The organism is Exiguobacterium sp. UBA5002, assembly GCF_002396765.1.
Taxonomy (GTDB): domain Bacteria; phylum Bacillota; class Bacilli; order Exiguobacteriales; family Exiguobacteriaceae; genus Exiguobacterium_A.
This window is the reverse complement of sequence record NZ_DGYQ01000038.1, coordinates 1-23,582: the sequence shown is the minus strand read 5'-3', so window position 1 is coordinate 23,582 and position 23,582 is coordinate 1. Positions and strand designations below refer to the sequence as shown.

Genomic DNA, 23,582 nt, shown 5'->3' with positions numbered 1-23,582 from the left:
TGTATCATATCTACTGAAAGGAGACGCTTGTCCGATGGAACGAAAAATCATTCATATTGATATGGACGCCTTTTACGCTTCCGTCGAGCAACGCGATCGTCCTCGATTAAAAGGTGTTCCTGTCGTCGTCGGTGGACCACCTCATGCACGCGGTGTCGTAGCGACCTGTTCCTATGAAGCACGGAAATACGGGATTCATAGCGCGATGCCGTCACGACGCGCTTTTCAGCTCTGCCCTCGTGCGGTCTTCATTCGTCCCCGCTTTGACGTCTACCGGGCTGTCAGTGCGCAAATTATGGCGCTTTTCCGAGAAGTGACACCGCTCGTCGAGCCTCTCTCGCTTGATGAAGCGTACCTCGACGTCACGGAAAATTATTTTGATCAAAAAAGTGCGACCTATATCGCGCAATATGTTCTTCAGCAAATTAAAGAACGGACAGGTCTGACAGCCTCTGCTGGTGTTTCGAACTCTAAGCTCGTCGCGAAGGTCGCTTCCGGATACGAGAAGCCGAACGGGTTGACGGTCGTTCCTCCAGAGGACGTCATCAGTTTCTTGTCTCCATTAAAAATTGGAGATTTACATGGCGTCGGAAAAGTCACGGAACAAGCGTTACGAAAACAAGGAATTGAAACCGTCGCAGATGTCCAAGCAATGCCGGTCGAACAATTACGAGCATTGCTCGGACGCGATCGCGGAACGGAACTGCATGCAATGGCGCATGGCATCGATGAACGTCCCGTTCGTCCGGAACGCGAGCGAAAATCAATCGGTTCTGAGACGACCTTCGAAGAAGATACGGAGGATATCGATACGATATTCGAGACGTTGATTCGAGAATCAAAATCCGTCATTGCGAGTCTTCAAAAAAAAGAACTCGTCTGCCGAACGATCACGATCAAGTGGAAGACCGATACATTCCAGTCACGTTCGAAACGGCATACATTTTCAGAAGAGACGGCGGACGAAGAACGATTACTTGAGGAAACAACGAAACTCTTCAATGGCATCACCTTCGACGGACCGATCCGCTTGATTGGTATGACGGTCAGTCACCTGACTACTCCTCCCGCTGCGCGACAGTTGACGTGGCAAGACTTAGACTTGCGCTTGTAAAATGAATGGTTATTCACTATACTAAATACAAGACCGATCAGACAAGGGAGGAACAAGTATGCAGTATACGATTACAGTCTTTTCAGATCGTGGTGAAACGTTACTCGATGACGTTTTTGAAGCAGAAACTGATGGACAAGCTCGAGAAGAAGGGATTCGGCGTCTCAATGAGAGTGGGTACGCTCATCATGCCGCTCGCGTCACACGTTCAGGTCGTTTGATTCATTTCGAGCGCGCTTACTTGCCACGAATCGTTCCTGCTTCCTCTTGAGCCATACAAAAAAGGAAGACGGCCATAATGGCGCGTCTTCCTTTTTGATGACTTATTGAACGTCGTCTTGTTGCTCCATCATTGGCGCGTAGAGTTCTTCTAACGGCTTCATGATGATTTGTGTGACTTCTGTCAACATCGTGTGCATCCGTTGCTCTTCTTGCATCAGCTGACTGATTAATGGGTTGTTTTGTACTTCGAGCATCTTTGTTTGAGCAGACGCCATATCGTCTGGTGTGATTTCTTCACCTTGCATCTGTTTTTGTTGTAATTCGAGTTGGATGTTACGGAACGATGCGAACAATTCGTTTGATTCCGGATCCGCGTTAACTTGCGTGTACAAGTCTTTTAATGTCGTGTACTCCGAAGTTTCACGTAATGCACGCTCCAGTGTGTACGCGTGATCGTATAAGTTTGTTTCTGCCATGAGTAAAACCTCCAATTTGTTTAGACGAGATAAAGCCCCGCCTGTATCAATCCAATTAAACCACCTAACAACCCTCCAAGCCAAGTGATAGCCCGGAATTCCCGTTTGGAAATCGATAAGACGATTTCCTCGAGATATGCAGTATCCAGCAAACCTACCTCTTCTCGAACAATCGTTTCGAGATCGAGTGTCTGCAAGATTTGCCCGATTTGATTCGTCGTCCGTTCGAATAGATGATCGATGACGACAGGGACATGTTGCTCGAGTAATTGTGCTTCGAGTGGATTCAACCAGATGCGTAATGGTGTAGCAAGCATCGATTCAATCGGTAAACGCGCCAAGACTTGTTCTTTGACGGTCTGTCGAATCCGTGACTCCGTCTCTTCTGTCATATAAGACGACAGTGGACGATCCAGTCCCTTTTGCCATTCCTGACGTAATAAGGCAAGGATGAACTGAGACGTCGACTCTGATTGAAGTACCCGTTTCAGCTCCGGCTGAATCATATCAACGACGTTGACGTTCGCGAGCAACATCCCGAACATCCCACCTCCGAGACGCTGTTGGATGAAACGAGCAACCGTTTCCTCGAGTTGTAGACGTCCTTCTGGTCCATCAAAATATTCCTCTGCTTGGTGCAATACGGATGTGACGAGTCTTGGCATGACCTCCTCGATTTTTTGTTCTCCGGCTTCCCCGATTAACTCGCGTACGGATTTTTTACGCCATTTACCCATGAGGAGCGAAAACTCCTGCTCCAAGTGATAACTGATTTTCCCTTGGATCCGTTGTTTGGGTTCGTCGATGAAGCGACTAATCCACGCTTCCGTCGTCTCTTCCGAGCGTGTCCATTTCACGACTTCTTGTTCGACAAGTCGCGTGACGGCTCCACGAACAGCTGGTGATGCGAGACGTTTCCCGATCCCTTCTGGCGTCAAAAGATGCTTGACGACCGTCCGTCCGAGATTCGCTGCCAGTTCATCCCGCCGTTTAGGAATCAGACCCGGCGTAAAGGGTACGCGAAATTTTCCGATGTATTTCGGTTCAAGTGGTCGAAATAACATCCGAATCGCTAGATGATTCGTGACTGTGCCAATCAGGGCACCAATGACAATGATTCCGACAAGTTTCAATACGAGTAAAAACGTATCTGACATAAGTTATCATTCCTTCCGATTTTCGACTTATGGTAAAGTCGAGATAGTTATGTACGATTTAGGAGTGATGCCGTGTGTTACGACAACTGATGACTGTATTCAATGACCAGCTTACGACCGATCCGAATGTATATTGCCAGGAACAGTATAGCGTATATCGCCTTGAAGATGGACTCTGTTTTGGAATCAAGGCGACCGCCATCTCTGACCGCGAACAACAACTGCTTGATGTATTCGCTGAACGCATCATTACGACGTCGCGATCTGATATCGATTTATGGCGAGAGCGTATCCAATCTGCTCATGCCCTCGAAGATCAGTCGTTCCGACTTGTCCACTTTTTGTTCAATCCAACCGATGAACGGACAAGTGAAGAAATTCAACAATTGCTCTCCTCTTTCTTTTCGCAGACGAGCATCCTTATTCCTTTTAGCACACACCGCTTCACGGTCGTTGAACGCGAAGAGTTTGTCATCGAGTCCGAACTATCCGATTTATTTTTAGCATTACAATCTGATTTTGTACTAGACGGTAAGGTATTGCTTGGTCAACAACGTGCTGCAGGTGATATCGCCGTTCAGTTCCAACTTGAACAAGCAGCGCTTGCTTTCGTTCCTTCGATGCAAATCGAACGTTTCTTGCCTGCCATGATCCGTCTTGCAAGTCTAGATGATCGGCATCGCGCGACACTCGTCGATCAGTTCATCCGTTCCCTCGAGCCAGAGTCTCGTGAGACGATCCTTGCTTTTTGTCGAGCTAATTTGAACGTCTCTCTGACAGCAAAACATCTATTCTTACATCGAAATAGCCTCCAGTATCGACTCGACCGGTTGACGGAGCAGACTGGAATCGATGTTCGCTCATTTGAAGGTGCTACTTTCCTCTATACCTTACTTCTTGTAGCATGATGCCTAATTGAAAACGTTTGCATTTAGTCAGGTTGTCCATAGGCAGACTCCCTGACTTCTTTTATACTAAATCTTGTAAGCGTTATTATTTCATCATTTACATTAGGGGGAACTACACATGGCTGAAATTCGTCTTGAACATATCGATAAAATCTACTCAGGTGATGCAAAAGCGGTTGATGACTTCAACCTTCACATTAAAGATAAAGAATTCATCGTCTTCGTCGGACCATCAGGTTGCGGTAAATCAACGACGCTCCGGATGATCGCTGGGCTCGAAGAAATCTCAGGTGGGGATTTCATCATCGACGGTAAACGCATGAACGATGTAGCGCCAAAAGATCGCGATATCGCGATGGTCTTCCAAAACTACGCGCTGTATCCACACATGAACGTCTTCGATAACATGGCGTTCGGATTAAAGCTTCGGAAGTTCCCGAAAGATGAAATCAAACAACGCGTCGATAACGCAGCTCGTATCCTTGGTCTTGAAGAATATCTCGAGCGGAAGCCAAAAGCACTTTCTGGTGGTCAGCGTCAACGGGTAGCGATTGGTCGCGCCATCGTTCGTGATGCTAAAGTCTTCTTGATGGATGAGCCGCTCTCGAACTTAGATGCTAAATTGCGGGTACAAATGCGTAAGGAAATCATTCAGTTACACAAACGTCTTGAGACGACGACGATTTACGTTACGCACGATCAGACGGAAGCGATGACGCTTGCGACACGAATCGTCATCATGAAAGCGGGTATCATTCAACAAGTCGGTACGCCGAAAGAAGTCTATGATCACCCGGATAACATGTTCGTCGCCGGATTCATCGGTTCACCATCGATGAACTTCTTGACAGGTAAATTAGCAGAAGACGGTCTCTTCCACGTTTCAGGAACAGAAGAGAAGTTCGAAGTACCAGAAGGGAAAATGAAAGTTCTCCGTGACCGTGGTTACACGAACAAGGATCTCGTCCTCGGAATTCGCCCAGAAGACATCCATGCGGAATTGATCTACCAAGATACGAAAACAGCACACCGCTTCCCAGCACATATCGAAGTCTCCGAATTGATGGGTGCAGAGTCTTACCTCTACTCAAAAGTCGGGCAACAAGCGTTCACGGCACGTGTTGATTCTCGTTCACACGTCGAGATGGGATCGCAGCTTGATCTTTTCTTTGATATGACAAAAGCACACTTCTTCGATGCTTCAACAGAAGCAACGATCCGTTAATCGCATCATTAATCAGTTCCGATGTTTCAGACTGTCCTTTTAAGGGCAGTCTTTTTTATTGACAGACGTTCCTGTAACTTTGTATGATACTGCTTGTAGCTTAAAATTAATCCTATTCGAAAACTAGGAATTGAAATCATTCATTTATAAAGGAGAGAGCGCTATGAAACACGGTTTGAAATTAGCTGTAGCAGCATTATCGACAGCGGGGGTGCTTGCAGCATGCGGCGCTTCGAACGACAACGCAGGTTCTGATAAAGAGTCAAAAGTTATTACAGTCGGTACAGAAGCAACGTACCCACCTTTCACGTATAAAGAAAAAGGAAAATTGACAGGTTATGACGTAGACGTCATGAACGAAGTCGCAAAACGTGCCGGCTATAAAGTCGATTACAAAGCGATGGACTTCAAAGGACTCATCCCAGCACTCGATTCAAAACGGATCGATGTGATCGCGAACCAAATGGGAATCACGCCTGAGCGCCAAGAAAAATACGCTTTCTCTGATGCGTATACGGTCTCTGGTTCAACGATCATCGTCAACAATAAAACGAACGACATCAAAACACTCGACGACTTAAAAGGAAAGACAGTCGGTTCGACACAAGGTTCACTTTATGCCAAAACGGCTGAAGAAGCTGGCGCGAAAGTGAAGTACTACAAAGGTGCGAACCAAGTCTTAAAAGATCTTGAAGCAGGTCGTGTTGATGCTGCTATGAACGATCGTCTCTTCGTTTTAACGGAGCTGAAAAAAGCAGGCTATAAAGTCAAAGCGGTCGGTGAGACGTTCGATAAGAACGAATCAGGCTTCATGATGGCGAAAAACAGCAAGTATACAGAAGACTTTAATAAAGCACTCGCTGAGATGCAAGAAGACGGCACTCTTGCAAAAATCGGTGAGAAGTATTTCAACGAGGATATCAGTAAGTGAGTGAATTACTGACGATCGTCCGGGATAACTCGGACGTCTACGCAAAGGCGATTGGTACGACCCTTCTAGCAAGTGGTCTCGCCATCGTCTTTGCGCTTATTCTCGGGTTGATTCTTGCCGTCATGCGTGATAGCCGTCTTGCCGTCTTTAGCGGTTTTGCACGTTTATACGTCTCCTTCTTCCGAGGAACACCATTGCTGTTACAAATCCTGATTTTATACAATGGTCTCGTTGTCCTTCAATTGACTGGATTCCAAGCTCTCGCTTTCGGCTTATCGCTTCACTTTTCTGCGTATATCTCAGAATCGTTCCGAGCTGCCATCTCCTCTGTCGATCGTGGACAATGGGAAGCCGCTGATTCGCTCGGTATTCCGCGTCGTAAGACATTCAAGGACGTCATCTTGCCGCAAGCACTATCTCGGGCGATTCCACCGCTTTCAAACTCTGTCATCGATATCATCAAATCGACATCACTCGGTACGATTGTTGCTGTCGAAGAATTGACATACGTCTCTGACCAGATTTCAGCTACGACGTATCTCGTCATGCCGTTGCTGCTATTCTCAGCTGCGATTTACTGGATCATGTCAACGCTCATTCAAAGTGTTCAACATCGCTTAGAGGCACGATTCAGCATTCCAGAATGAATTTTCCACACTTGGAACCGTCAGGATTTCAAGTGTGTTTTTTTAGATTTTTTTAGGTTTAGCACTAGGCAATCCGGGAATAATCAAGTATACTAATAAAAATCAGAATTATCTGACAAATTATAAAGGAGCGTGGCCGAGATGAAACAAGTAATTGAAGCTTTCCGTAGACAAGATGCAGAGCAGCGAATTCCAGTGCTACGTCTCGAAATCGATTATGAGCTCAGTACGCTCTTCGATGCGATTCAAGCCAATGACCAAGCTGCCGTTTCAGCAAGTAAAGATCGTTTAGATAAATATCGTCAGGAGATGCTTCGCTTAGAAGCTTAACCTCATAGATCCCCCATCTCTCCTCCCCCTTGAGATGGGGCTTTTTTTGTTTACTTTTTGACATATGTTCTATACGTAAGCGAAAGAAAGGATCGCTTCCGGATGATATATCGGAAACGATCCTCTCACTTTATTTCGCTAACGGACAATTTACGCATTGATCCGCTTCTATCTCAAAATCAATTAATCGACGTCACGACCACGTGATGCCTTCAAAATCTCAAACCACTGTTCGCGTGTCAACGACAATTTCGTCGAACGAACCGCAGATTCGATGCGTTCAATCTTACCAGAACCAACGATTGGCATGATACGTGCTGGATGTTTGAGCAACCATGCATATGCGACTTCGTCGATTTCTTCTGCCCCGATCGTCTCTGCGATCTCCGCTAATTTTTCGCGTAACGGTGCATATTGCTCGTCCTTGAAGAGACGACCGCCCGCAAGCGGACTCCATGCCATCAACGGCATCTCATTTTCATGACAGAGATCAACGGATCCGTCCTCGAAATGTTTCAGTTCCGAAACCGACAACTCGAGTTGGTTCGTCACGAGCATGAATGGTAAGCGCGACTGAATGAGACTTTGTTGCGCAGGTGTATGGTTCGAGAGACCGAATGTCCGTACCTTTCCTGCGTCCTTCAACTCTACGAACGCTTCAGCAATCTCGTTCGGGTCCATCAACGGATCTGGACGGTGAATCAACAACGTATCCACGTACTCGACACCGAGTTCTTGAAGAGAACGGTTGACTTGTTTGATGATATGCTCTTTCGTCGTATCGTAGAATGACAACGACTGATCCGAGAAATGATTCCCTTTCATCTTGATGCCCGTCTTCGTAATGATCTCCATTCGGTCACGTAACTCCGGTTTTAAAGCAAGCGCTTCTCCGAATAAGCGTTCATTCGTGTAATCGCCATAGATATCTGCGTGATCAAACGTCGTAATTCCTAAAGCAAGGCATGCTTCAATCAATTCGAGCCGCTCTTCCTTCGTCATCTCCCATTCATTCAATCGCCATAAGCCGTGAATGATGCGTGAGAATGATAAATCTTCTGTTAGTTGAATCCGTTCCATCTGTCTTCTAACTCCTCTATCATATAAACTCTATCTCGTTTACTGTATCTTAAAATGGTACCGGTTGCACGAATTTCACTTTTTGATGCTCTCAGACAAAAAACAGGACCCCGTCGATGACGTGATCCTGCATGGAACTTATTGAATTTGTTCGACTTCTTGCATGACTTCATCTTCGATCTGCTGACGTTTCCGTGTCGTCTCAGCAGCATCTGGTGACGTGACGCTGAAGTAGAATTTGATTTTTGGTTCCGTACCCGATGGACGAAGGCAGAACCATGATCCATCGCTAAGCGTAAACTTCAGTACGTTGGATTTTGGCAAGTTGATCGGTGAAGGTTGATGTGTCTTCAAATCGTGGGCGATACTCGCATCATAGTCCTCGAATAAGACGACCTGTTCTCCAGCCACTTGTTTTGGCGGATTCTCACGGAACGTATCCATGATACGACCGATCTGTGCCACGCCATCCTTCCCTTTGAGTGTCAGAGAGCGAAGTGACTCTTCAAAGTACCCGAACTGCTCGTAAATCGCCTGTAATGCCTCATAGAGCGTCCGTCCTTCTTTCTTATGGTACGCAGCCATCTCAGCAGCTAACAAGCACGCTTGGACGGCATCCTTGTCTCGGCAGAAGTCACCGATAAGGTAACCATAGCTCTCCTCGTATCCGAAGAGATACTCATATTGACCCGATGCGTTATATTGTTTGATTTTTTCCCCGATGAACTTAAAGCCTGTCAATGTATTCTCGACGTGGAGATCATAGTGACGTGCGATCAACGCGCCGAGTTCCGACGTAACGATCGTCTTCGCGACGAATCCGTTCGCTGGCAGTGTTCCTTGCGCCGCTTTTTGTGAAAGGATGTAGTCGAGCAATAACGCTCCCGTCTGATTCCCTGTCAGGACTGTCCATTCTCCGTCTGCATCACGTGTTGCGACTCCGACACGGTCGGCATCGGGATCCGTCGCAATCAAGATGTCGGCATCTGTCCGGTCACCATATTCGATCGCCAGTTTAAAGGCAGCATGTTCTTCCGGGTTCGGCGACGTCACGGTCGGGAACGCACCGTCTGGTTCCGCTTGCTCCTTAACGACTGTCACGTGTTCGAATCCATACCGTTTCAAGCCTTCTGTTACCGGCACAAGACCTGTTCCGTGAAGTGGTGTGAAGACGATTTTAAGTGGATCCGCTAATTCCGATTGAATCGAAGGTAAGACACGAATCGTTTGTAATTTTTCTTGATACGCCTCGTCGAGCTCTTCTCCGACACGGACGATCAAACCGTTCGCGCGAAGGACTTCTTCTTGCTCCAGTTCAATCGATAGCTCATCTTCGATTTGGCTGACGTACGAAACGAGTTCATCTGCCTCTTTTGGCGGAAGTTGTCCACCGTCATCTCCATATACTTTGTAGCCATTGTACTCTGGTGGGTTGTGACTCGCCGTAATGACGATCCCGCCCGACGCTTGTAAAGACCGAACCGCAAACGAAAGTTCCGGTGTCGGACGTAGACCGTCGAACAGATACGCTTTGATGCCGTTGCTTGCGAGCGTCCGTGCCGCCTCTAGGGCAAATTCTGGTGAGAAATGGCGTGAATCGTGTGCGATGACGATTCCTTTTGCTGCCGCTTCTTCCCCCGACGCCTTAATGAATGCCGCGAACCCTTGTGATGCTTTTCGGACCGTATATACGTTCATCCGGTTCGTCCCGACACCGATTTCCCCACGCATACCACCTGTTCCGAACTCGAGTTCTTTATAAAATGCTTCTTCAGCTGCTTTTTCATCCGTTGCTAACGTGACTAACTCTTCTTTTAATGTACTGTCTAAATCAGCGAACTGATTCCATTTTTGATAGGTTTCTTTCCATGACATGGTAAATCGACTCCTTTTTAAATGAGGGTAAGACTTGCGATGATGCGATACCTTTCATATGATTAACACTAGAAAGGGTAAGGTGATGAGGCATGTTTCCTACGATTCAAATGGCAGATCTTCAACAGCTCGTCCGAACGGATCAGATTCGCTGGTTTGACTGCCGATATGACTTGCAACAACCTGAATATGGACGAAATGCTTTTTTGGAACAACACGTCGAAGGTGCACAGCACCTGGATTTAACGACTGACCTTTCCGGTCCCATCGATGAAGTCGGCGGTCGGCATCCGCTTCCTTCAAAAGAAGCGTGGCAACACACACTGGAACAGCATGGTGTGACACCGGAAGACTTCGTCGTCTTGTATGACGATGGTTTTCCGTATGCCGCTCGTGCCTGGTGGTTATTTAAATGGATCGGACATGAGCGTGTCGTCGTCCTTGAGGGCGGATTCTCCTCTTACCTAGCGTTCGATCTTCCGGTCACGGACGACGTCCCTACTTATGAACCGTCCCAGTACGCGCCTCGTTTTCAAGATGAGATGCTTGTCTCATTCGAAGAGCTAAAGCATCAGCTGACAGAAACGATGATCATCGATTCCCGTGCACCCAATCGATACCGTGGAGAAATCGAACCACTCGATCACGTCGCCGGTCACATTCCAGGTGCCGTGAATTGTTTCTTCGAACAAGCACTCTCACCAGATGGTCGCTTACGGGACGCGGAAGATTTGAAAGAATTGTACGCCGACATCCTACCGGTCACAGCCCCTATCCTTTATTGTGGAAGTGGCGTGACAGCGTGTGTAAATGTCATTGCTCTCCATTCACTTGGGAAAACCGATGTCCGGCTTTACGCCGGCTCTTATAGTGATTGGGTCAGCCGTGGTGAAGATGTCTCCCGTTCGTAAGCATCAGACACTGACAGAAACATCTGTCAGTGTCTTTTTGTTCAGAGTTGAATCGGTTTGATGTTCCAGATCGCATTCGCATACTCTTTAATCGTTCGGTCACTTGAGAACACACCTGACCGTGCAATATTAAGAATGACGCGTTTATACCATTCTTCTGGTTGCTGATACATCCGATCGATTCGTTCTTGCGCTTGTTGATACGACATGAAGTCTTTCAGGATCAGATACTCATCATTATACGTCAATAATGAATCGTAAATCGCTTGGAATTCACCTGGAGCAAATAATGTTCCATCGACGAGACTGTCGATGATCCGTCGTAGCTCGGGTTGGGCACTGTATTGATCGTATGCACTGTAACCGCCGTATTGTTTATAATTCATGACTTCTTGTGGTGTTAAGCCGAAGATGAAGATGTTCGCATCCCCGACCTCGTCTCGAATTTCGATGTTCGCTCCGTCGAGCGTTCCGATCGTCAAGGCGCCATTCATCATGAATTTCATGTTGCCGGTTCCAGAGGCTTCATAACTTGCAGTCGAAATCTGTTCACTGACGTCACTTGCCGGGAAAATCTTCTCAGCAAGCGATACACGATAGTTTTCTAGGAAGACGACTTTCAAGTATGGACTGACGTCTGGATCCTGATTGATCAAGCGAGCTAACGCATTGATATAACGAATGACTTCTTTTGCATAATGATAGCCTGGCGCCGCCTTTGCACCAAAGATGAATGTCCTCGGTGTCATCGTGAAGGAACGGTCCTCCTTCAGACGATAGTAGAGCGAATGAATGTGTAATGCATTCAAGAGTTGACGTTTGTACGCATGCAATCGCTTGACTTGAACATCAAAAATCGAGGTTGGGTCCACGACGATACCGGTTTCTTTTTCAATGAGCAACGCTAATTCTTCTTTGCGCTGAAGTTTGATCTCGGCGATGTCCTTCTGTAATGCTGAATCCTCTGCCCATTTCGTCAACTTTTGCAAATCAGACGGATGCTGAATCCAACTATCCCCGATTGCTTCCGTCACACGATTTGCCAGTGCTGGGTTTGATGAGAGGAACCAGCGACGATGTGTAATTCCGTTCGTCTTATTATTAAAGCGAAGCGGAAACATCTCATAAAATAGGCGCATCTCACGCTGCTTCAGAATCTCAGTATGAATCTGAGCGACACCATTCGTCGAATGCGTGCCGACAACAGCCAGATTCGCCATGTTGATCCGGTCATCCGCGATGATGGCGATATCTCGCATATGCGCTTCCATGTGTGGATAGTTCGCAAGCACATCCTTACAGAAGCGTCGGTTGATTTCCTCGATGATGAGGTAGATGCGCGGTAACAAGCGACGGAACAAATCGATCGGCCAGCGCTCGAGTGCTTCTGACAGTAACGTGTGGTTCGTAAACGACATGACACTCTTCGTGATCCGCCATGCTTCTTCCCATCCAAATCCTTCTTCATCGATAAGGATCCGCATTAACTCCGGAATCGCGACGACCGGATGCGTATCATTAATATGGATGGCGATATGATTTCCGAGTTGCTTCAGTGAATGATTTCGTTTTTTAAAGGACGTCAAGATACTCCGTAATCCAGCAGAAACGAAGAAGTATTGTTGCTTCAGACGCAACTCTTTTCCTTCATAGGTCGTATCATCCGGATACAAGAACTCGGAAATCGTCTGAATCGATTGTTTATGTGCCAGTAAATCTTTATAGTTCCCACGGTATTGGCTAAGTAATTCATCATCATCAAGTGGAGACTCAGCACTCCAGAGTCGCAAGTTATTGACGACCTTGTTTTGATAACCGATGATCGGCATGTCGTACGGAACAGCACGAACGATTTCAGCCGGTTCATGATGGACGCGATACCCATCACCGACTTCTTCAAGCCAAACATGTCCACCGAATGGAACATCGACCGCTTTATCGGAACGTCTGATTTCCCACATGTTCCCGTTCTTCAGCCAGTTATCCGGTAATTCGACTTGATAACCATCGATGATTTTTTGCTTGAAGAGACCATACTGATACCGGATTCCGTTCCCGTGTCCAGGAAGACCGAGCGCAGCAAGGGAATCAAGGAAACACGCCGCGAGACGTCCGAGACCCCCGTTCCCAAGTCCAGGTTCCGGCTCTTCTTCCGTCAAATCACTGAGCTGATATCCGAGTTCTTCAAGTCCCCGCTCGACATCCTTTAAGACATCAAGACTCAATAGATTGTTATGCAGGAAACGTCCGAGTAAAAACTCGAGTGAGAAGTAATAGACTTGCTTACTTTTTTTATGGATATATGTTTCCTTCGTCCGTAACCAATCGGTCGTGACCGTCTCGCGTACCAGATAGGCAAGTGTCTGATAAATATCGTTTTCTGTTGCTTCCGTTATTGCCTTGCCATGCATCGAAACGAATCGTTCCGTAAACCTCTCCTTGAACTTCTCTTTATCTTTGAACATGACGTAACCCCTTTTCCCAGTGATACGATCAAGTGGCGGACGGTGCAATCAAACGATATAACGCCAAGTATTCGTCGGCTGAACGCAACCAACTGAAGTCCTCATTCATCGCTGTCTCAATCAAATGATCAAAGACTGGTCGATCATGATACACCTCAATCGTACGTTTAATCGCTTCTAAAAACTCATGTGCATTATAATTCGCGAACGAGAATCCATTTCCTTCTAATGTGAACTGATTGAACGGTTTGACCGTATCACGGAGCCCACCTGTTTCCCGAACGACCGGTAAACAGCCATACTTCATCGAAATCAACTGACTGAGACCACACGGTTCAAAACGCGATGGCATCAAGAAGGCATCACTGCCCGCGTAGATTCGTTGTGCGAGACCAACGTCAAATCCGATATAAGAAGCGATTTTGTCTGGACGAATCGATGTCGCATGATGGAACAATCCTTCATATTCCGCTTCACCCGATCCGAGAATGATGAACTGCGCATCGAGTTCGAACAAGTCTGGTAAGATATGCGCGAGTAAATCGATTCCCTTTTGGTCGACAAGACGAGATACGAAACCGAACAATGGTACGTCCGGATTGATTGGGAGACCTAGTTCCTCTTGTAAAGCCGCCTTGTTTTTTGCTTTTCCTTCCGTGACGGTATCAACGGAATACGTCTCAACGAGATGCGTATCATGCGCAGGATCAAATTGACGATAGTCGATCCCGTTCAAGATGCCACGCACGTCAACAGCACGATGTTGTAAGACTGGCTCAAGCGTCTCACCGTAATAAGGATCCATGATCTCATCACGGTACGATGGGCTGACTGTCGTGATTTGATTGGAGTGGACGAGTCCTGCCTTCATGTAATTGACGAGTCCGTTATGAGCGATCCCATCCGCTGTGAAATGTTCATGACTCAAGCCAAGTAAGTCACCAAGCACTTCCTCTGGGAAGACACCTTGGTATTGTAGATTGTGAATCGTAAAGACCGTTTTAATGTCTTGATAGCGCTCGAGGTGTTGATAATGGATGCGTAAGAACGCTGGAATCACACCTGTTTGCCAATCGTGACAATGGATGACGTCCGGTACTTCCTTTCGATCCAAATGTTGAATCATCTCAAGGACAGCACGTGAGAAATACGCAAACCGTTCCGCATCATCGTAATGTCCATAAATGACGCCATCCCGTTTGAAGTAGTACTCATTATCGATGAAATAGAACGTCACACCATCTTGTTTCAAACGAAGGACGGCGCCAAATTGCTGGCGCCAACCGACTGGCACGATGAAGTCGAACAAGAACTCCATCTCTGATTTGTATTGTTCCTTGATTTGACCATAATTGGGTAAGACGACTGAAACGTCTGCCCCTTCCTCAGCAAGCGCTAAGGGGAGCGAGCCGACGACGTCAGCTAGCCCCCCTGTCTTGATGAAGGGTGTCGCTTCCGTGGCAGCAAACCATACCTTCATGAATGACATCTCCTTTAAACGATTGTTTGTTTTTTGATGACGATTGGTTCTTCTGCCGTTCCGCGGATGACTTGACCGCGTTTGACAGTGACTTCTTTATCGAGAATCGCGTACTCGACGACCGCGCCTTCTTCAATGACTGATTTTTGCATGATGATCGAGTTCTTGATGCGAGCGTGTTTTCCGACTTTGACACCACGGAACAAGATGCTGTCCGTCGTCGTGCCTTCTAACTTACAGCCGTTTGCGACGAGTGAGTTCTTAATGGCAGAACCCGGTAAGTAACGCGTCGGCGGTTCATGCTTGATTTTCGTATAAACGTGTTGGAAGTCGTTGATTGCTCCCCACTGTTCAAGTAACAGCATGCTTTCACGGTAATACGAACGAAGCGAATGAATGACTTGTGATGTACCACGGTACTCATACCCGTGAACGTGCAAGCGATTGAGCTGCGAACGAATGATGCTTTGAAGTAAATCGTACTCACCACGTGCGATTGCTTCATCGATTAAACGAACAAAGAGATTCTTCGATAGAACGACCGTTTCCATATAGAACGTCTCATCCGTCGGTTGGAACCCTCGTGATCCGATTGCAGTCACGCGATTCTGTTCGCCAAAACGGATCGGACGGCAGTATTTACAAGGCAGCTCACGCTTCGTATAGACGACCGTGATGTCCGCATTCGATTCTTTATGTTCGCGTAACACATCGCGATAATCTACCGCAGATAAAATGTTTGAACCAGAAACGACGACATAGTTTTCCTTACTGCGAAGGAAGAAGTCACGGTGGAGGTGGAAGTTCGATAAGTCTCCACGGAACTCGTTCGCATCTTGTGACAATGCAGGCGGGAAGATGTAGAGTCCACCGTTTGAACGGTCAAGATCCCACTCTTTACCCGATCCAAGATGGTCCATCATTCCACGATATTTCTCGAGCGTAAAAATCCCGATGTTTGCGATATCGTTTTGTACCATGTTCGTTAATGTAAAATCGATCAACCGATAACGTCCTGCAAATGGAACTGCCGCTAAGTTACGATGTTCCGTCAATTCCTTGAAAAAGCCTTCTTCTCCGCTTAAATTGATGACACCTAATAAATCGACCTTCATCCGAATATCCCCCTTATTGAATCGCTTCTTTGATGACTTCGTTCTTCTTGACGATGCTGTCTGCTTCGATGACGAAAACTTCTCCGTCTGGAGAGCCGATCGTTGCACCATCTTCTACGATCACACCGTCTGCTAAGATCGCCCGATGAATCGTGACGTCTCGTCCGATTTTGACATTCGGGAAAATGACTGAGTCTTTGACGAGTGATCCTTCTGCTACGTCGACACCATGGAAGAGAACCGAATGATTGATTTCGCCTTCGATATGGCATCCTTCATTGATGATCGATGTCTCGACTGTCGCAGCATTCCCGATATATTGTGGTTGCTGATTCGGGTTGACCGAATAGACTTTCCAAGAAGGATCATATAAATCAAACTCTGGTTCTGCCGTCAACAAGTCCATATTCGCTTCCCAGAGCGATTGAATCGTTCCGACATCCTTCCAGTATCCTTTAAATTTATATGCACGAATATTAAGGTTTTCAAAGAGCATGTTCGGAATGATGTTCTTACCGAAGTCAAAGCTTGATTCCGCATCGCCAGCATCTTGAATTAAATGACGCTTCAATACATCCCAGTTAAAGACGTAGATTCCCATCGATGCAAGATTCGATTTTGGATTCTGTGGCTTTTCTTCGAATTCATTAATCCGTAGATCATCATCCGTGTTGAGAATTCCGAACCGTGGTGCTTCTTCCCATGGCACTTCACGAACGGAGATCGTCACGTCCGCTCCACCAAGACGATGCTCTTCAATCATCTGTTCATAATCCATTTTATAAATATGATCGCCTGATAAGACAAGTACATAGTCAGGTTCAAATTGGTTGATGTAACTCATGTTTCGATAAATGGCATTTGCTGTTCCTTCGTACCAGTTCTTTCCGTTTTGCGCCTGGTAAGGAGGTAGAATCGTCAAACCACCGTTACGTCGATCTAAATCCCATGCACTCCCGATTCCGAGATAGCGGTTTAATTCAAGTGGTTCATATTGCGTCAATACACCAACTGTATCGATTCCTGAGTTCGTACAGTTCGATAGCGGGAAATCAATGATCCGGTACTTTCCTCCAAATGCAACAGCTGGTTTTGCAGTATGTTTCGTTAAAGCTCCCAGACGTTTCCCTTCTCCGCCTGCAAGTAACATCGCAACGACATTCTTTTTAGCCATTTCGTCCCCTCCATTTATGCTCTTTTTTTCAGACAATTCGCGTTGTAAAATCCACAGATACTTCTATATACCCAATCTTTTCTCTTTTTAATATAACATTCCTGCAAAATAGGTTTATTGAAATACAAAATTCGAAAAAAAATCTACTGATTTCTCCATAAAAGACCGATAATAGGAATGAAATGGCTTTTTGAAAGGAGTTCTCATGCGAATTACTACAGGATATCTTGTCTTACTTGGTCTTGCGACGATGCTTCTATTTTCCTTATTTTCAATAAAAGATGAGTTAAAAACAGCACGTACACTTTTTTTCTGGGCCGATGAACAGACGACGCGACATCCACTGACCTCCTATCAACCAATTACCGTAACCTATGAAAACAAACGGGTCGAGCTCTATGACGGATTGCGACGGGATGATCTAACTCCTCGAACATTGCCGAAAAAAGTCGAGCAAGCGTTTGTTGCCATCGAAGATCAGCGTTTCTATCAACATGACGGATATGACATCACAGGAATCTTACGCGCGTTTACAAAAAATCAGTCTGATTCTAAATCTCAAGGTGGCAGTACGATCACACAACAACTAGCAAGAATGACGTATCTATCAAACGAAAAAACATATACTAGAAAAATAAAAGAGTTGTTAATTGCTGTGTCTTTGGAGCAAAAATATTCGAAAAAAGAACTGATGACAGCGTATGTCAATCAAGCCTATTTTGCGAATAATATTTATGGCATCGAACTTGCCGCGAAATCCTATTTCAATAAGCCGGCACGCGAGTTGAGTTGGTCTGAAATCAGTTTTCTGACAGCAATTCCGAACAATCCTTCTCTTTATGACCCGCTGCGCTTTCCTGAAAACACAAAAAAACGTCAGCAACGAATCGTTCAAGCGTTAATACGCGATCGTGTACTGACGAAAGATTTTACTATTTCTCGTGTGTCGCCTCGATCCTATAAACCGAGTGTCCCTTATCCGGACTATATCGATGCCACCGTTCAAGCTGCTGTTCGGATGACCGCTCAAAAAAAAGGTTGGAGTGAGAAGCGTGCTGCAGAATATCTACATCAACAAGGGGCGGTCATCTCGACATATCTCGACTCAGCAGAACAACGACGGGCTAAGGAAGCTCTTCGCAATCTACCCAACCCGATTGAGGGGGCTTATGTTGGCATCGACGGACAAACACACGGAGTCACGGCTCTTGTCGGCTACAAATCGAATTTGACAGGTCAGTTCAACCGAGCAGTGCAGTCGTACCGACAACCTGGTTCAGCCATCAAACCGTTACTTGTCTACGGTCCTTACCTTGAGAAGACGAAAGCCCGCTTGTCGAGCACGTTAGACGGTAGTCCCGTCTGTATCGATGGATACTGTCCGTCAAATAGCGGAAATCGAATTCTCGGACAAGTAACGATTGCCGATGCGATTGCCTATTCCTATAACACACCAGCCATTCGCGCATTTGCTGTCTCTTTCCGGGAAGGACTGAAGTCCATCCGTCCGTTCCAGTTCAGCCAATGGACGCGAGAGGATGATGCTTTTACGAGTGCTCTAGGTGGGTTGCAATACGGGATCAGTCCGTATGAGCTGACGAACGCTTATTCCGTATTCGTTAATGACGGGATCTATCGACCGGCATCAATGATCAAAAGTATTACGCTTAAGAATGGAACGGTCGAACGACCACAAGAAAAGGAACAACGGATTTGGTCCAGTCAGACGAACCGGGAATTACGGGCTGGTTTAAAGAATGTCATGACGTATGGAACGGGACGCAAAGGATATGATTCCTCTGCGCGCTATATCGGAGGAAAAACAGGAACAACGAACGATAACAAAGATATGTGGTTCGTCGGTATTAAAAATCAACATATCGGAGGAATATGGCTAGGGGCAGATCGCCCGCGTCCCTTCCCTGTTGAGGCAAATGCAACGTTACAGGTCCAGACGTGGGCGAAGATTTTAAGTCCTTAAGTCAACTCGGAAATAAAATCGCTTCCCCGAACGAATTGAATAAAGTCAGACCGACCCAGGATAGACCAGCAAGCAGAACACCCCAGGCTAAGAAAGAAAAGATAATCAAACCGACGGCTCCTGCTGCACTCGTCATTTTACTGATTTGTACCGTGTAAAAGATGAAGTAGATGAAAAAAGACACAAGCAAGACGATTCCGACATGCAAGAAGGACGTCATGAAGGCGAAGCTGACACAACCTCCGATAAGTAGCAGAATACTTCCCGGACGTAACATGCCGAGTGTCGTTCCCTCTTGTTCCTTGATGAAAAAGGCGAAACCGAGCTGATTGATCGTATCCGATAATAATTTCAATGAACTGAAGATCATGAAGTAGACAATCAAAAAGCCGAGCCAAACGACAAGCTTCGTATCGCGTGCCGTCAAGAGTTGTAACAATTCATCGTACACACCAACTTGATCGAGCCAATGTAATGCGAGTTCCGTCGTTGCAATCGCAAGGGACGTACTAAATAACAAGATGCTGATCAGCGGAGCATAACTTAATAGGTAAACGTTCGTACGCATGTAGAGTCTCCATTCATAGAAAATTCATATGTAGCACACAATTTCACTTACAGGTATACTATAATAGATTATATCGGTTCAAGAGACTGAAGGGGGAAACAAAAATGGCATTTATCTTAATGGTCGGCGTAAGTCTTGCGTTTTTGACAGCAATCTTCACTGCAGGCTACAACAAAAAACCTGAAGGTAACGAATAATTCATAAAAGCTCCATCCTGATTCAGGATGGAGCTTTTGCTTTATAGAAGACCTGCGTATCCTTGCTGACGTAATGCTTCATAGACAATGATCGCTGCCGTGTTCGAGACGTTCAGTGAACGAACGAGATTCGATTGGGGTAGACGGATACAACGCTCTGCGTTCGCATCGATGACTTCAAGCGGCAATCCTTTTGTTTCCCGACCAAAGACGAAGAAATAATCCTGTTCGACGTCCGATAAGTCGATCTGGCTCGGGTACTGTTCTCCATATTTCGTAATATAGTAGAAAATACCTTCCGGATGCTTCTCCCACAGTTCTTCTAACGAATCATGATAACGGACATCGACGAATTCCCAGTAATCGAGACCCGCACGTTTAAGTTGCTTATCGTCCGTCGAGAAGCCGAGCGGTCGGATCAAGTGAAGGACGGAATGCGTCGCTGCACATGTGCGTGAAATATTTCCTGTATTTTGAGGAATCTCCGGTTGATACATAACGACATGAATAGCCATGGTTTAATTCTCTCCTATCTCATGCGCTAAAAGCGCTTCTTTATGGGCAATCCCACTTGCAAAACCCGTCAGTTTACCAGTCGCCCCGATGACACGGTGACACGGATAAATTAACGCGATTGGATTCCGGTTCAAGGCACCACCAACGGCTCGTGCTGCCTTTGGTTTCCCAATCATTCGAGCCAGTTCACCGTAACTGATCGTCTGACCAAACGGAACGGTTCGTAAAGCGTGCAATACTTGCTCTGCAAAAGGCGTGACACGCAACTGACAAGGAAGTTCATCAAGCGCTTGTCGATCGCCGACTGCGTAACGATCAAACGCCATGCGCCAAGCTTTCGGTAATTCACCGTCGCCGGTTTCTTCTTGCAAATGGGTTCGAGCACGCTCTTCATTCAATCCAAAATCGAGATACACGATGTGCTCTTTTTCCCATGCGACGAGCAATGTACCAAACTCATAAGTGAGCTGTTGAAATGGCATCTGCTTCCCCCCACTCCTCAAGTAACCGTTGTCCTTCGGTTTGCACATCCACTGCAATATCGGCTAAAAGACGTGATTCGATATATGACTTTTCTTCAATTCCACCAATTCGACCAACTGCCCAGAGTGCCAGTGCCCGCATGTCTTCCCGGGCATCCGTTTCTATCATCAATCGTAGCGCATCAATCGCACTCTTGTCTCGATAATGGACGAGCGCACAAATCGCATTACGCTGAATCGGCTTCTTTCCACGCCATGCGCCAGATAACGTACCGAACCGGCTCTTGAACTCACGATTACTCATGGATAAGAGTGGAACTAAGAGCGGTTTGACTTGTTCTGGATCCGGCTGCAGTTCAGCATGATGTGTCGCATTCTTCTTCCGGTTATACGGACATACTTGCTGACACGTATCACAACCGTATAGACGGTTCCCAAGCGCCATTCGGAATGGTTCTGGTAGTAACGTTTTCGTCTGCGTCAAAAACGAGATGCACCGTTTAGCGTCGATGACGCCAGGTTCAACAAGCGCATCCGTCGGACAAGCGTCGATGCACTTATTGCATGTCCCACACAATTCTTCGACTGGCTGATCCGGCGGTAGGACGATATCTGTAATCAGTTCACCAAGATAGAGATAGGATCCGTGCTCCTCACTGATGATCGAGCAGTTTTTCCCACTGAATCCGATACCTGCTCGTTCTGCTACTGCACGATCGACGAGTTCTCCTGTATCGACCATCGAGCGTGTCCTTGCACCTGGACTCAATTCTTGAATTTTTTCTTCAAGTAACGTCAAGCGTTGTCGCAACGCCTGGTGATAATCCAGTCCCCAGGACGATCGACAAAAGATTCCCCGTCGCTCCCCTTCCTTGCCACGAGGTGCATTTTTGAGAGTACTTGGATACGCGACCGCAATGGCAATGATCGAAGCGGCATCTTCAACGAGTAGAGACGGTGTCGTTCGAAGGTCGAGATCGGGCTCTTCAAAACCAGAAGCGAATCCTTTTTCTTGTTGCGCTTGCAGGCGACGTTTTAAGACAAGAAATGGATCAGCCGTCGTCACCTTCAATTCATCGATCCCAATTTCTGCTGCGTACTCTTGTAAAGCCAATTTCAATTGCATACCATCCATCACGATCTACTCCTTTCCTCGTTAAAATCCCGTTCCTAAACAAAAAGAGCAAGGTGTCAGCGAAAACGACACATTGCTCTTTTTTGGTAAGCGGGTGAAGGGAATCGAACCCTCGTCATCAGCTTGGAAGGCTGAGGTTTTACCATTAAACTACACCCGCATGATCAGGTGAAACATCAGATTGTGTAAAAAGTATAAAGCGGGTGAAGGGAATCGAACCCTCGTCATCAGCTTGGAAGGCTGAGGTTTTACCATTAAACTACACCCGCAAGATACCGGTGGTCGGAATCGAACCGACACTCCAAAGGAACACGATTTTGAGTCGTGCGCGTCTACCAGTTCCGCCACACCGGCACAATCTCTTGCAAAACTATTTAATTGAGAAATAGTTGGAGGCGCCAGTCAGAATCGAACTGACGATAAAGGAGTTGCAGTCCTCTGCCTTACCACTTGGCTATGGCGCCACTCATTGGAGCGGAAGACGGGATTCGAACCCGCGACCCCGACCTTGGCAAGGTCGTATTCTACCACTGAACTACTTCCGCTTGAAAAGCTGGGCTGGAAGGGATCGAACCTTCGCGTGCTGGAATCAAAATCCAGTGCCTTACCACTTGGCTACAGCCCAATAATAAGAGGGCGACTGATGGGAATTGAACCCACGAATGCCGGAATCACAATCCGGTGCGTTAACCACTTCGCCACAATCGCCATGGTAAACAGGGGCAGCAGGAATCGAACCCGCGCTGACGGTTTTGGAGACCGTAGTTCTACCGCTAAACTATGCCCCTATGGTGGTGGGGGGGGGCGGATTCGAACCGCCGAACCCGAGGGAGCGGATTTACAGTCCGCCGCGTTTAGCCACTTCGCTACCCCCCCACAAATGGGAAAATCATGTTGTTAATAAAGATGGTGGCTTTGGACGGAATCGAACCGCCGACACAAGGATTTTCAGTCCTTTGCTCTACCAACTGAGCTACAAAGCCTTAACAATGGCGGTCCTGACGGGATTCGAACCCGCGATCTCCTGCGTGACAGGCAGGCATGTTAACCGCTACACCACAGGACCGTATGTAATTGCGGGGGCCGGATTTGAACCGACGACCTTTGGGTTATGAGCCCAACGAGCTACCAGACTGCTCCACCCCGCGACGCTATAAATGGTGACCCGTACGGGATTCGAACCCGTGTTACCGCCGTGAAAGGGCGGTGTCTTAACCGCTTGACCAACGGGCCATTATGAATTGAAAGTGATGATGGCGGAGAGCAAGGGATTCGAACCCTTGAGACGCTTTTGACGCCTACACGATTTCCAATCGTGCTCCTTCGGCCACTCGGACAGCTCTCCATTGTACGTGGTGAAGAAGTAATAAATGGCTCCGCAAGTAGGATTTGAACCTACGACCTACCGGTTAACAGCCGGTTGCTCTACCGCTGAGCTATTGCGGAACGATCGCCTGGCAGCGTCCTATCCTCACAGGGGGAAGCCCCCAACTACTTTCGGCGTTCAAGTGCTTAACTTCCGTGTTCGGCATGGGAACGGGTGTGACCACTTGGCTATCGCCACCAGACATTTATTATCTTAACATTATGTTC

Annotated in this window: 21 protein-coding genes, 15 tRNA genes and 1 rRNA gene; 9 read left to right on the top strand and 28 right to left on the bottom strand. The window is 46.9% G+C overall.

All coding sequences use genetic code 11. The features are described 5' to 3' along the window. The first annotated feature begins 34 nt into the window (after positions 1-34). Together dinB and B4C70_RS11850 are read left to right on the top strand one after the other, a co-directional pair. Positions 35-1,114: a DNA polymerase IV gene (gene dinB / locus B4C70_RS11855; protein WP_290779786.1), complete on the top strand. Its 1,080-nt coding sequence runs from the start codon at positions 35-37 to the stop codon at positions 1,112-1,114. 58 nt (positions 1,115-1,172) lie between these two features. Further along, positions 1,173-1,385, top strand: coding sequence for a YhzD family protein (locus B4C70_RS11850; RefSeq protein WP_056059948.1), 213 nt, complete (start codon positions 1,173-1,175; stop codon positions 1,383-1,385). A 52-nt stretch (positions 1,386-1,437) separates the two neighbouring features. Here B4C70_RS11850 and B4C70_RS11845 read toward each other — a convergent pair whose 3' ends face one another. Further along, on the bottom strand, positions 1,438-1,812 hold the full coding sequence (locus B4C70_RS11845; RefSeq protein ID WP_023467337.1) for a YlbF family regulator: 375 nt from the start codon (positions 1,810-1,812) through the stop codon (positions 1,438-1,440). A gap of 20 nt (positions 1,813-1,832) precedes the next feature. Continuing rightward, entirely contained in the window at positions 1,833-2,969 is a 1,137-nt protein-coding gene (locus B4C70_RS11840; protein ID WP_290779629.1) for a DUF445 family protein, read from the bottom strand. Between the two features lie 74 nt (positions 2,970-3,043). Here B4C70_RS11840 and B4C70_RS11835 point away from each other — a divergent pair, with 74 nt between their 5' ends. From B4C70_RS11835 to B4C70_RS11815, 5 genes are all read left to right on the top strand, one after another. Then, positions 3,044-3,877: a PucR family transcriptional regulator gene (locus tag B4C70_RS11835; protein WP_214860894.1), complete on the top strand. Its 834-nt coding sequence runs from the start codon at positions 3,044-3,046 to the stop codon at positions 3,875-3,877. Between the two features lie 118 nt (positions 3,878-3,995). Next, positions 3,996-5,102 carry an ABC transporter ATP-binding protein gene (locus tag B4C70_RS11830; RefSeq protein ID WP_035409428.1) on the top strand — a complete coding sequence of 369 codons (1,107 nt, stop codon included), beginning with the start codon at positions 3,996-3,998 and terminating at the stop codon, positions 5,100-5,102. 163 nt (positions 5,103-5,265) lie between these two features. Next, positions 5,266-6,033, top strand: coding sequence for a transporter substrate-binding domain-containing protein (locus tag B4C70_RS11825; RefSeq protein WP_047396216.1), 768 nt, complete (start codon positions 5,266-5,268; stop codon positions 6,031-6,033). Beyond that, on the top strand, positions 6,030-6,680 hold the full coding sequence (locus B4C70_RS11820; RefSeq protein ID WP_023467332.1) for an amino acid ABC transporter permease: 651 nt from the start codon (positions 6,030-6,032) through the stop codon (positions 6,678-6,680). The genes B4C70_RS11825 and B4C70_RS11820 overlap by 4 nt, the downstream gene beginning before the upstream one ends. A 141-nt stretch (positions 6,681-6,821) precedes the next feature. Further along, positions 6,822-7,010 (top strand): hypothetical protein, encoded by a 189-nt coding sequence (locus tag B4C70_RS11815; RefSeq protein WP_029340924.1) that lies wholly within the window; start codon positions 6,822-6,824, stop codon positions 7,008-7,010. A 183-nt stretch (positions 7,011-7,193) separates the two neighbouring features. Here B4C70_RS11815 and B4C70_RS11810 read toward each other — a convergent pair whose 3' ends face one another. Further along, positions 7,194-8,090: an aldo/keto reductase gene (locus B4C70_RS11810; RefSeq protein ID WP_290779624.1), complete on the bottom strand. Its 897-nt coding sequence runs from the start codon at positions 8,088-8,090 to the stop codon at positions 7,194-7,196. A gap of 138 nt (positions 8,091-8,228) precedes the next feature. Continuing rightward, complete coding sequence (locus B4C70_RS11805; RefSeq protein ID WP_290779621.1) at positions 8,229-9,965, bottom strand: phospho-sugar mutase; 1,737 nt, start codon at positions 9,963-9,965, stop codon at positions 8,229-8,231. Positions 9,966-10,057: 92 nt separating this feature from the next. Between B4C70_RS11805 and B4C70_RS11800 the strand changes: the two genes are divergently transcribed. Next, positions 10,058-10,876 carry a sulfurtransferase gene (locus tag B4C70_RS11800; RefSeq protein ID WP_290779618.1) on the top strand — a complete coding sequence of 273 codons (819 nt, stop codon included), beginning with the start codon at positions 10,058-10,060 and terminating at the stop codon, positions 10,874-10,876. A gap of 41 nt (positions 10,877-10,917) precedes the next feature. On the opposite strand, the gene B4C70_RS11795 is transcribed toward B4C70_RS11800, so the two are convergent. From B4C70_RS11795 to B4C70_RS11780, 4 genes are read right to left on the bottom strand one after another with little or no spacing between them, the layout of a single operon-like run. Beyond that, positions 10,918-13,341, bottom strand: coding sequence for a glycogen/starch/alpha-glucan phosphorylase (locus B4C70_RS11795; RefSeq protein WP_290779615.1), 2,424 nt, complete (start codon positions 13,339-13,341; stop codon positions 10,918-10,920). Positions 13,342-13,369: 28 nt separating this feature from the next. Further along, positions 13,370-14,821 carry a glycogen synthase GlgA gene (glgA, locus tag B4C70_RS11790; RefSeq protein ID WP_223041402.1) on the bottom strand — a complete coding sequence of 484 codons (1,452 nt, stop codon included), beginning with the start codon at positions 14,819-14,821 and terminating at the stop codon, positions 13,370-13,372. 14 nt (positions 14,822-14,835) lie between these two features. Further along, on the bottom strand, positions 14,836-15,936 hold the full coding sequence (glgD, locus tag B4C70_RS11785) for a glucose-1-phosphate adenylyltransferase subunit GlgD (RefSeq protein ID WP_195865556.1): 1,101 nt from the start codon (positions 15,934-15,936) through the stop codon (positions 14,836-14,838). A 13-nt stretch (positions 15,937-15,949) separates the two neighbouring features. Beyond that, positions 15,950-17,110: a glucose-1-phosphate adenylyltransferase gene (locus B4C70_RS11780; RefSeq protein WP_290779610.1), complete on the bottom strand. Its 1,161-nt coding sequence runs from the start codon at positions 17,108-17,110 to the stop codon at positions 15,950-15,952. Between the two features lie 205 nt (positions 17,111-17,315). On the opposite strand from B4C70_RS11780, the gene B4C70_RS11775 reads away from it, so the two are divergent. Next, positions 17,316-19,091 carry a transglycosylase domain-containing protein gene (locus B4C70_RS11775; RefSeq protein ID WP_290779607.1) on the top strand — a complete coding sequence of 592 codons (1,776 nt, stop codon included), beginning with the start codon at positions 17,316-17,318 and terminating at the stop codon, positions 19,089-19,091. Position 19,092: 1 nt separating this feature from the next. Here the strand turns inward: B4C70_RS11775 and B4C70_RS11770 are convergent, their stop codons facing one another. The 20 genes from B4C70_RS11770 to rrf form a co-directional block, all read right to left on the bottom strand. Then, complete coding sequence (locus B4C70_RS11770; RefSeq protein ID WP_029340917.1) at positions 19,093-19,659, bottom strand: DUF5366 family protein; 567 nt, start codon at positions 19,657-19,659, stop codon at positions 19,093-19,095. A 238-nt stretch (positions 19,660-19,897) separates the two neighbouring features. Next, positions 19,898-20,371 (bottom strand): tRNA (uridine(34)/cytosine(34)/5-carboxymethylaminomethyluridine(34)-2'-O)-methyltransferase TrmL, encoded by a 474-nt coding sequence (trmL, locus tag B4C70_RS11765; RefSeq protein WP_023467320.1) that lies wholly within the window; start codon positions 20,369-20,371, stop codon positions 19,898-19,900. 3 nt (positions 20,372-20,374) lie between these two features. Further along, on the bottom strand, positions 20,375-20,854 hold the full coding sequence (locus tag B4C70_RS11760) for a methylated-DNA--[protein]-cysteine S-methyltransferase (protein WP_290779604.1): 480 nt from the start codon (positions 20,852-20,854) through the stop codon (positions 20,375-20,377). Continuing rightward, the gene (gene queG / locus B4C70_RS11755) at positions 20,829-21,989 is read right to left on the bottom strand and encodes a tRNA epoxyqueuosine(34) reductase QueG (protein WP_214860879.1); all 1,161 of its coding nucleotides are present in this window, start codon (positions 21,987-21,989) and stop codon (positions 20,829-20,831) included. Before queG ends, B4C70_RS11760 begins: the two co-directional genes overlap by 26 nt. Before the next feature lie 89 nt (positions 21,990-22,078). Beyond that, positions 22,079-22,149, bottom strand: a tRNA-Gly gene (locus B4C70_RS11750). A gap of 38 nt (positions 22,150-22,187) precedes the next feature. Beyond that, a tRNA-Gly gene (locus B4C70_RS11745) sits at positions 22,188-22,258 on the bottom strand. A 4-nt stretch (positions 22,259-22,262) separates the two neighbouring features. Continuing rightward, positions 22,263-22,343 (bottom strand) — tRNA-Leu (locus B4C70_RS11740). 36 nt (positions 22,344-22,379) lie between these two features. Further along, a tRNA-Cys gene (locus tag B4C70_RS11735) sits at positions 22,380-22,453 on the bottom strand. A gap of 6 nt (positions 22,454-22,459) precedes the next feature. Beyond that, positions 22,460-22,534, bottom strand: a tRNA-Gly gene (locus B4C70_RS11730). A gap of 8 nt (positions 22,535-22,542) precedes the next feature. Then, positions 22,543-22,614 (bottom strand) — tRNA-Gln (locus B4C70_RS11725). Between the two features lie 10 nt (positions 22,615-22,624). After that, positions 22,625-22,697, bottom strand: a tRNA-His gene (locus B4C70_RS11720). 9 nt (positions 22,698-22,706) lie between these two features. Further along, a tRNA-Trp gene (locus B4C70_RS11715) sits at positions 22,707-22,777 on the bottom strand. 4 nt (positions 22,778-22,781) lie between these two features. Further along, positions 22,782-22,865, bottom strand: a tRNA-Tyr gene (locus tag B4C70_RS11710). Positions 22,866-22,896: 31 nt separating this feature from the next. Next, positions 22,897-22,972, bottom strand: a tRNA-Phe gene (locus B4C70_RS11705). Between the two features lie 7 nt (positions 22,973-22,979). Then, positions 22,980-23,055 (bottom strand) — tRNA-Asp (locus B4C70_RS11700). Positions 23,056-23,063: 8 nt separating this feature from the next. After that, a tRNA-Met gene (locus tag B4C70_RS11695) sits at positions 23,064-23,137 on the bottom strand. 10 nt (positions 23,138-23,147) lie between these two features. Then, a tRNA-Glu gene (locus B4C70_RS11690) sits at positions 23,148-23,222 on the bottom strand. Between the two features lie 21 nt (positions 23,223-23,243). Continuing rightward, positions 23,244-23,334, bottom strand: a tRNA-Ser gene (locus tag B4C70_RS11685). A 26-nt stretch (positions 23,335-23,360) separates the two neighbouring features. After that, positions 23,361-23,435: transfer RNA gene (locus B4C70_RS11680), tRNA-Asn, on the bottom strand. A 6-nt stretch (positions 23,436-23,441) separates the two neighbouring features. Then, positions 23,442-23,557 (bottom strand): 5S ribosomal RNA (rrf, locus tag B4C70_RS11675). Between the last annotated feature and the right edge of the window lie 25 nt (positions 23,558-23,582).

What these genes read in the sequence shown, in the direction of transcription:
- dinB (WP_290779786.1), top strand. Translation starts at nt 35, where the DNA reads ATGGAACGAAAAATCATTCATATTGATATGGACGCCTTTTACGCTTCC.
- B4C70_RS11815 (WP_029340924.1), top strand. Translation starts at nt 6,822, where the DNA reads ATGAAACAAGTAATTGAAGCTTTCCGTAGACAAGATGCAGAGCAGCGA.
- B4C70_RS11780 (WP_290779610.1), bottom strand. Translation starts at nt 17,110, where the DNA reads ATGGCTAAAAAGAATGTCGTTGCGATGTTACTTGCAGGCGGAGAAGGG.
- trmL (WP_023467320.1), bottom strand. Translation starts at nt 20,371, where the DNA reads ATGGCTATTCATGTCGTTATGTATCAACCGGAGATTCCTCAAAATACA.
- B4C70_RS11840 (WP_290779629.1), bottom strand. Translation starts at nt 2,969, where the DNA reads ATGTCAGATACGTTTTTACTCGTATTGAAACTTGTCGGAATCATTGTC.
- B4C70_RS11845 (WP_023467337.1), bottom strand. Translation starts at nt 1,812, where the DNA reads ATGGCAGAAACAAACTTATACGATCACGCGTACACACTGGAGCGTGCA.
- B4C70_RS11810 (WP_290779624.1), bottom strand. Translation starts at nt 8,090, where the DNA reads ATGGAACGGATTCAACTAACAGAAGATTTATCATTCTCACGCATCATT.
- B4C70_RS11850 (WP_056059948.1), top strand. Translation starts at nt 1,173, where the DNA reads ATGCAGTATACGATTACAGTCTTTTCAGATCGTGGTGAAACGTTACTC.
- B4C70_RS11825 (WP_047396216.1), top strand. Translation starts at nt 5,266, where the DNA reads ATGAAACACGGTTTGAAATTAGCTGTAGCAGCATTATCGACAGCGGGG.
- B4C70_RS11830 (WP_035409428.1), top strand. Translation starts at nt 3,996, where the DNA reads ATGGCTGAAATTCGTCTTGAACATATCGATAAAATCTACTCAGGTGAT.
- B4C70_RS11800 (WP_290779618.1), top strand. Translation starts at nt 10,058, where the DNA reads ATGTTTCCTACGATTCAAATGGCAGATCTTCAACAGCTCGTCCGAACG.
- B4C70_RS11795 (WP_290779615.1), bottom strand. Translation starts at nt 13,341, where the DNA reads ATGTTCAAAGATAAAGAGAAGTTCAAGGAGAGGTTTACGGAACGATTC.
- B4C70_RS11805 (WP_290779621.1), bottom strand. Translation starts at nt 9,965, where the DNA reads ATGTCATGGAAAGAAACCTATCAAAAATGGAATCAGTTCGCTGATTTA.
- B4C70_RS11770 (WP_029340917.1), bottom strand. Translation starts at nt 19,659, where the DNA reads ATGCGTACGAACGTTTACCTATTAAGTTATGCTCCGCTGATCAGCATC.
- glgA (WP_223041402.1), bottom strand. Translation starts at nt 14,821, where the DNA reads ATGAAGGTATGGTTTGCTGCCACGGAAGCGACACCCTTCATCAAGACA.
- queG (WP_214860879.1), bottom strand. Translation starts at nt 21,989, where the DNA reads ATGGATGGTATGCAATTGAAATTGGCTTTACAAGAGTACGCAGCAGAA.
- B4C70_RS11760 (WP_290779604.1), bottom strand. Translation starts at nt 20,854, where the DNA reads ATGCCATTTCAACAGCTCACTTATGAGTTTGGTACATTGCTCGTCGCA.
- glgD (WP_195865556.1), bottom strand. Translation starts at nt 15,936, where the DNA reads ATGAAGGTCGATTTATTAGGTGTCATCAATTTAAGCGGAGAAGAAGGC.
- B4C70_RS11775 (WP_290779607.1), top strand. Translation starts at nt 17,316, where the DNA reads ATGCGAATTACTACAGGATATCTTGTCTTACTTGGTCTTGCGACGATG.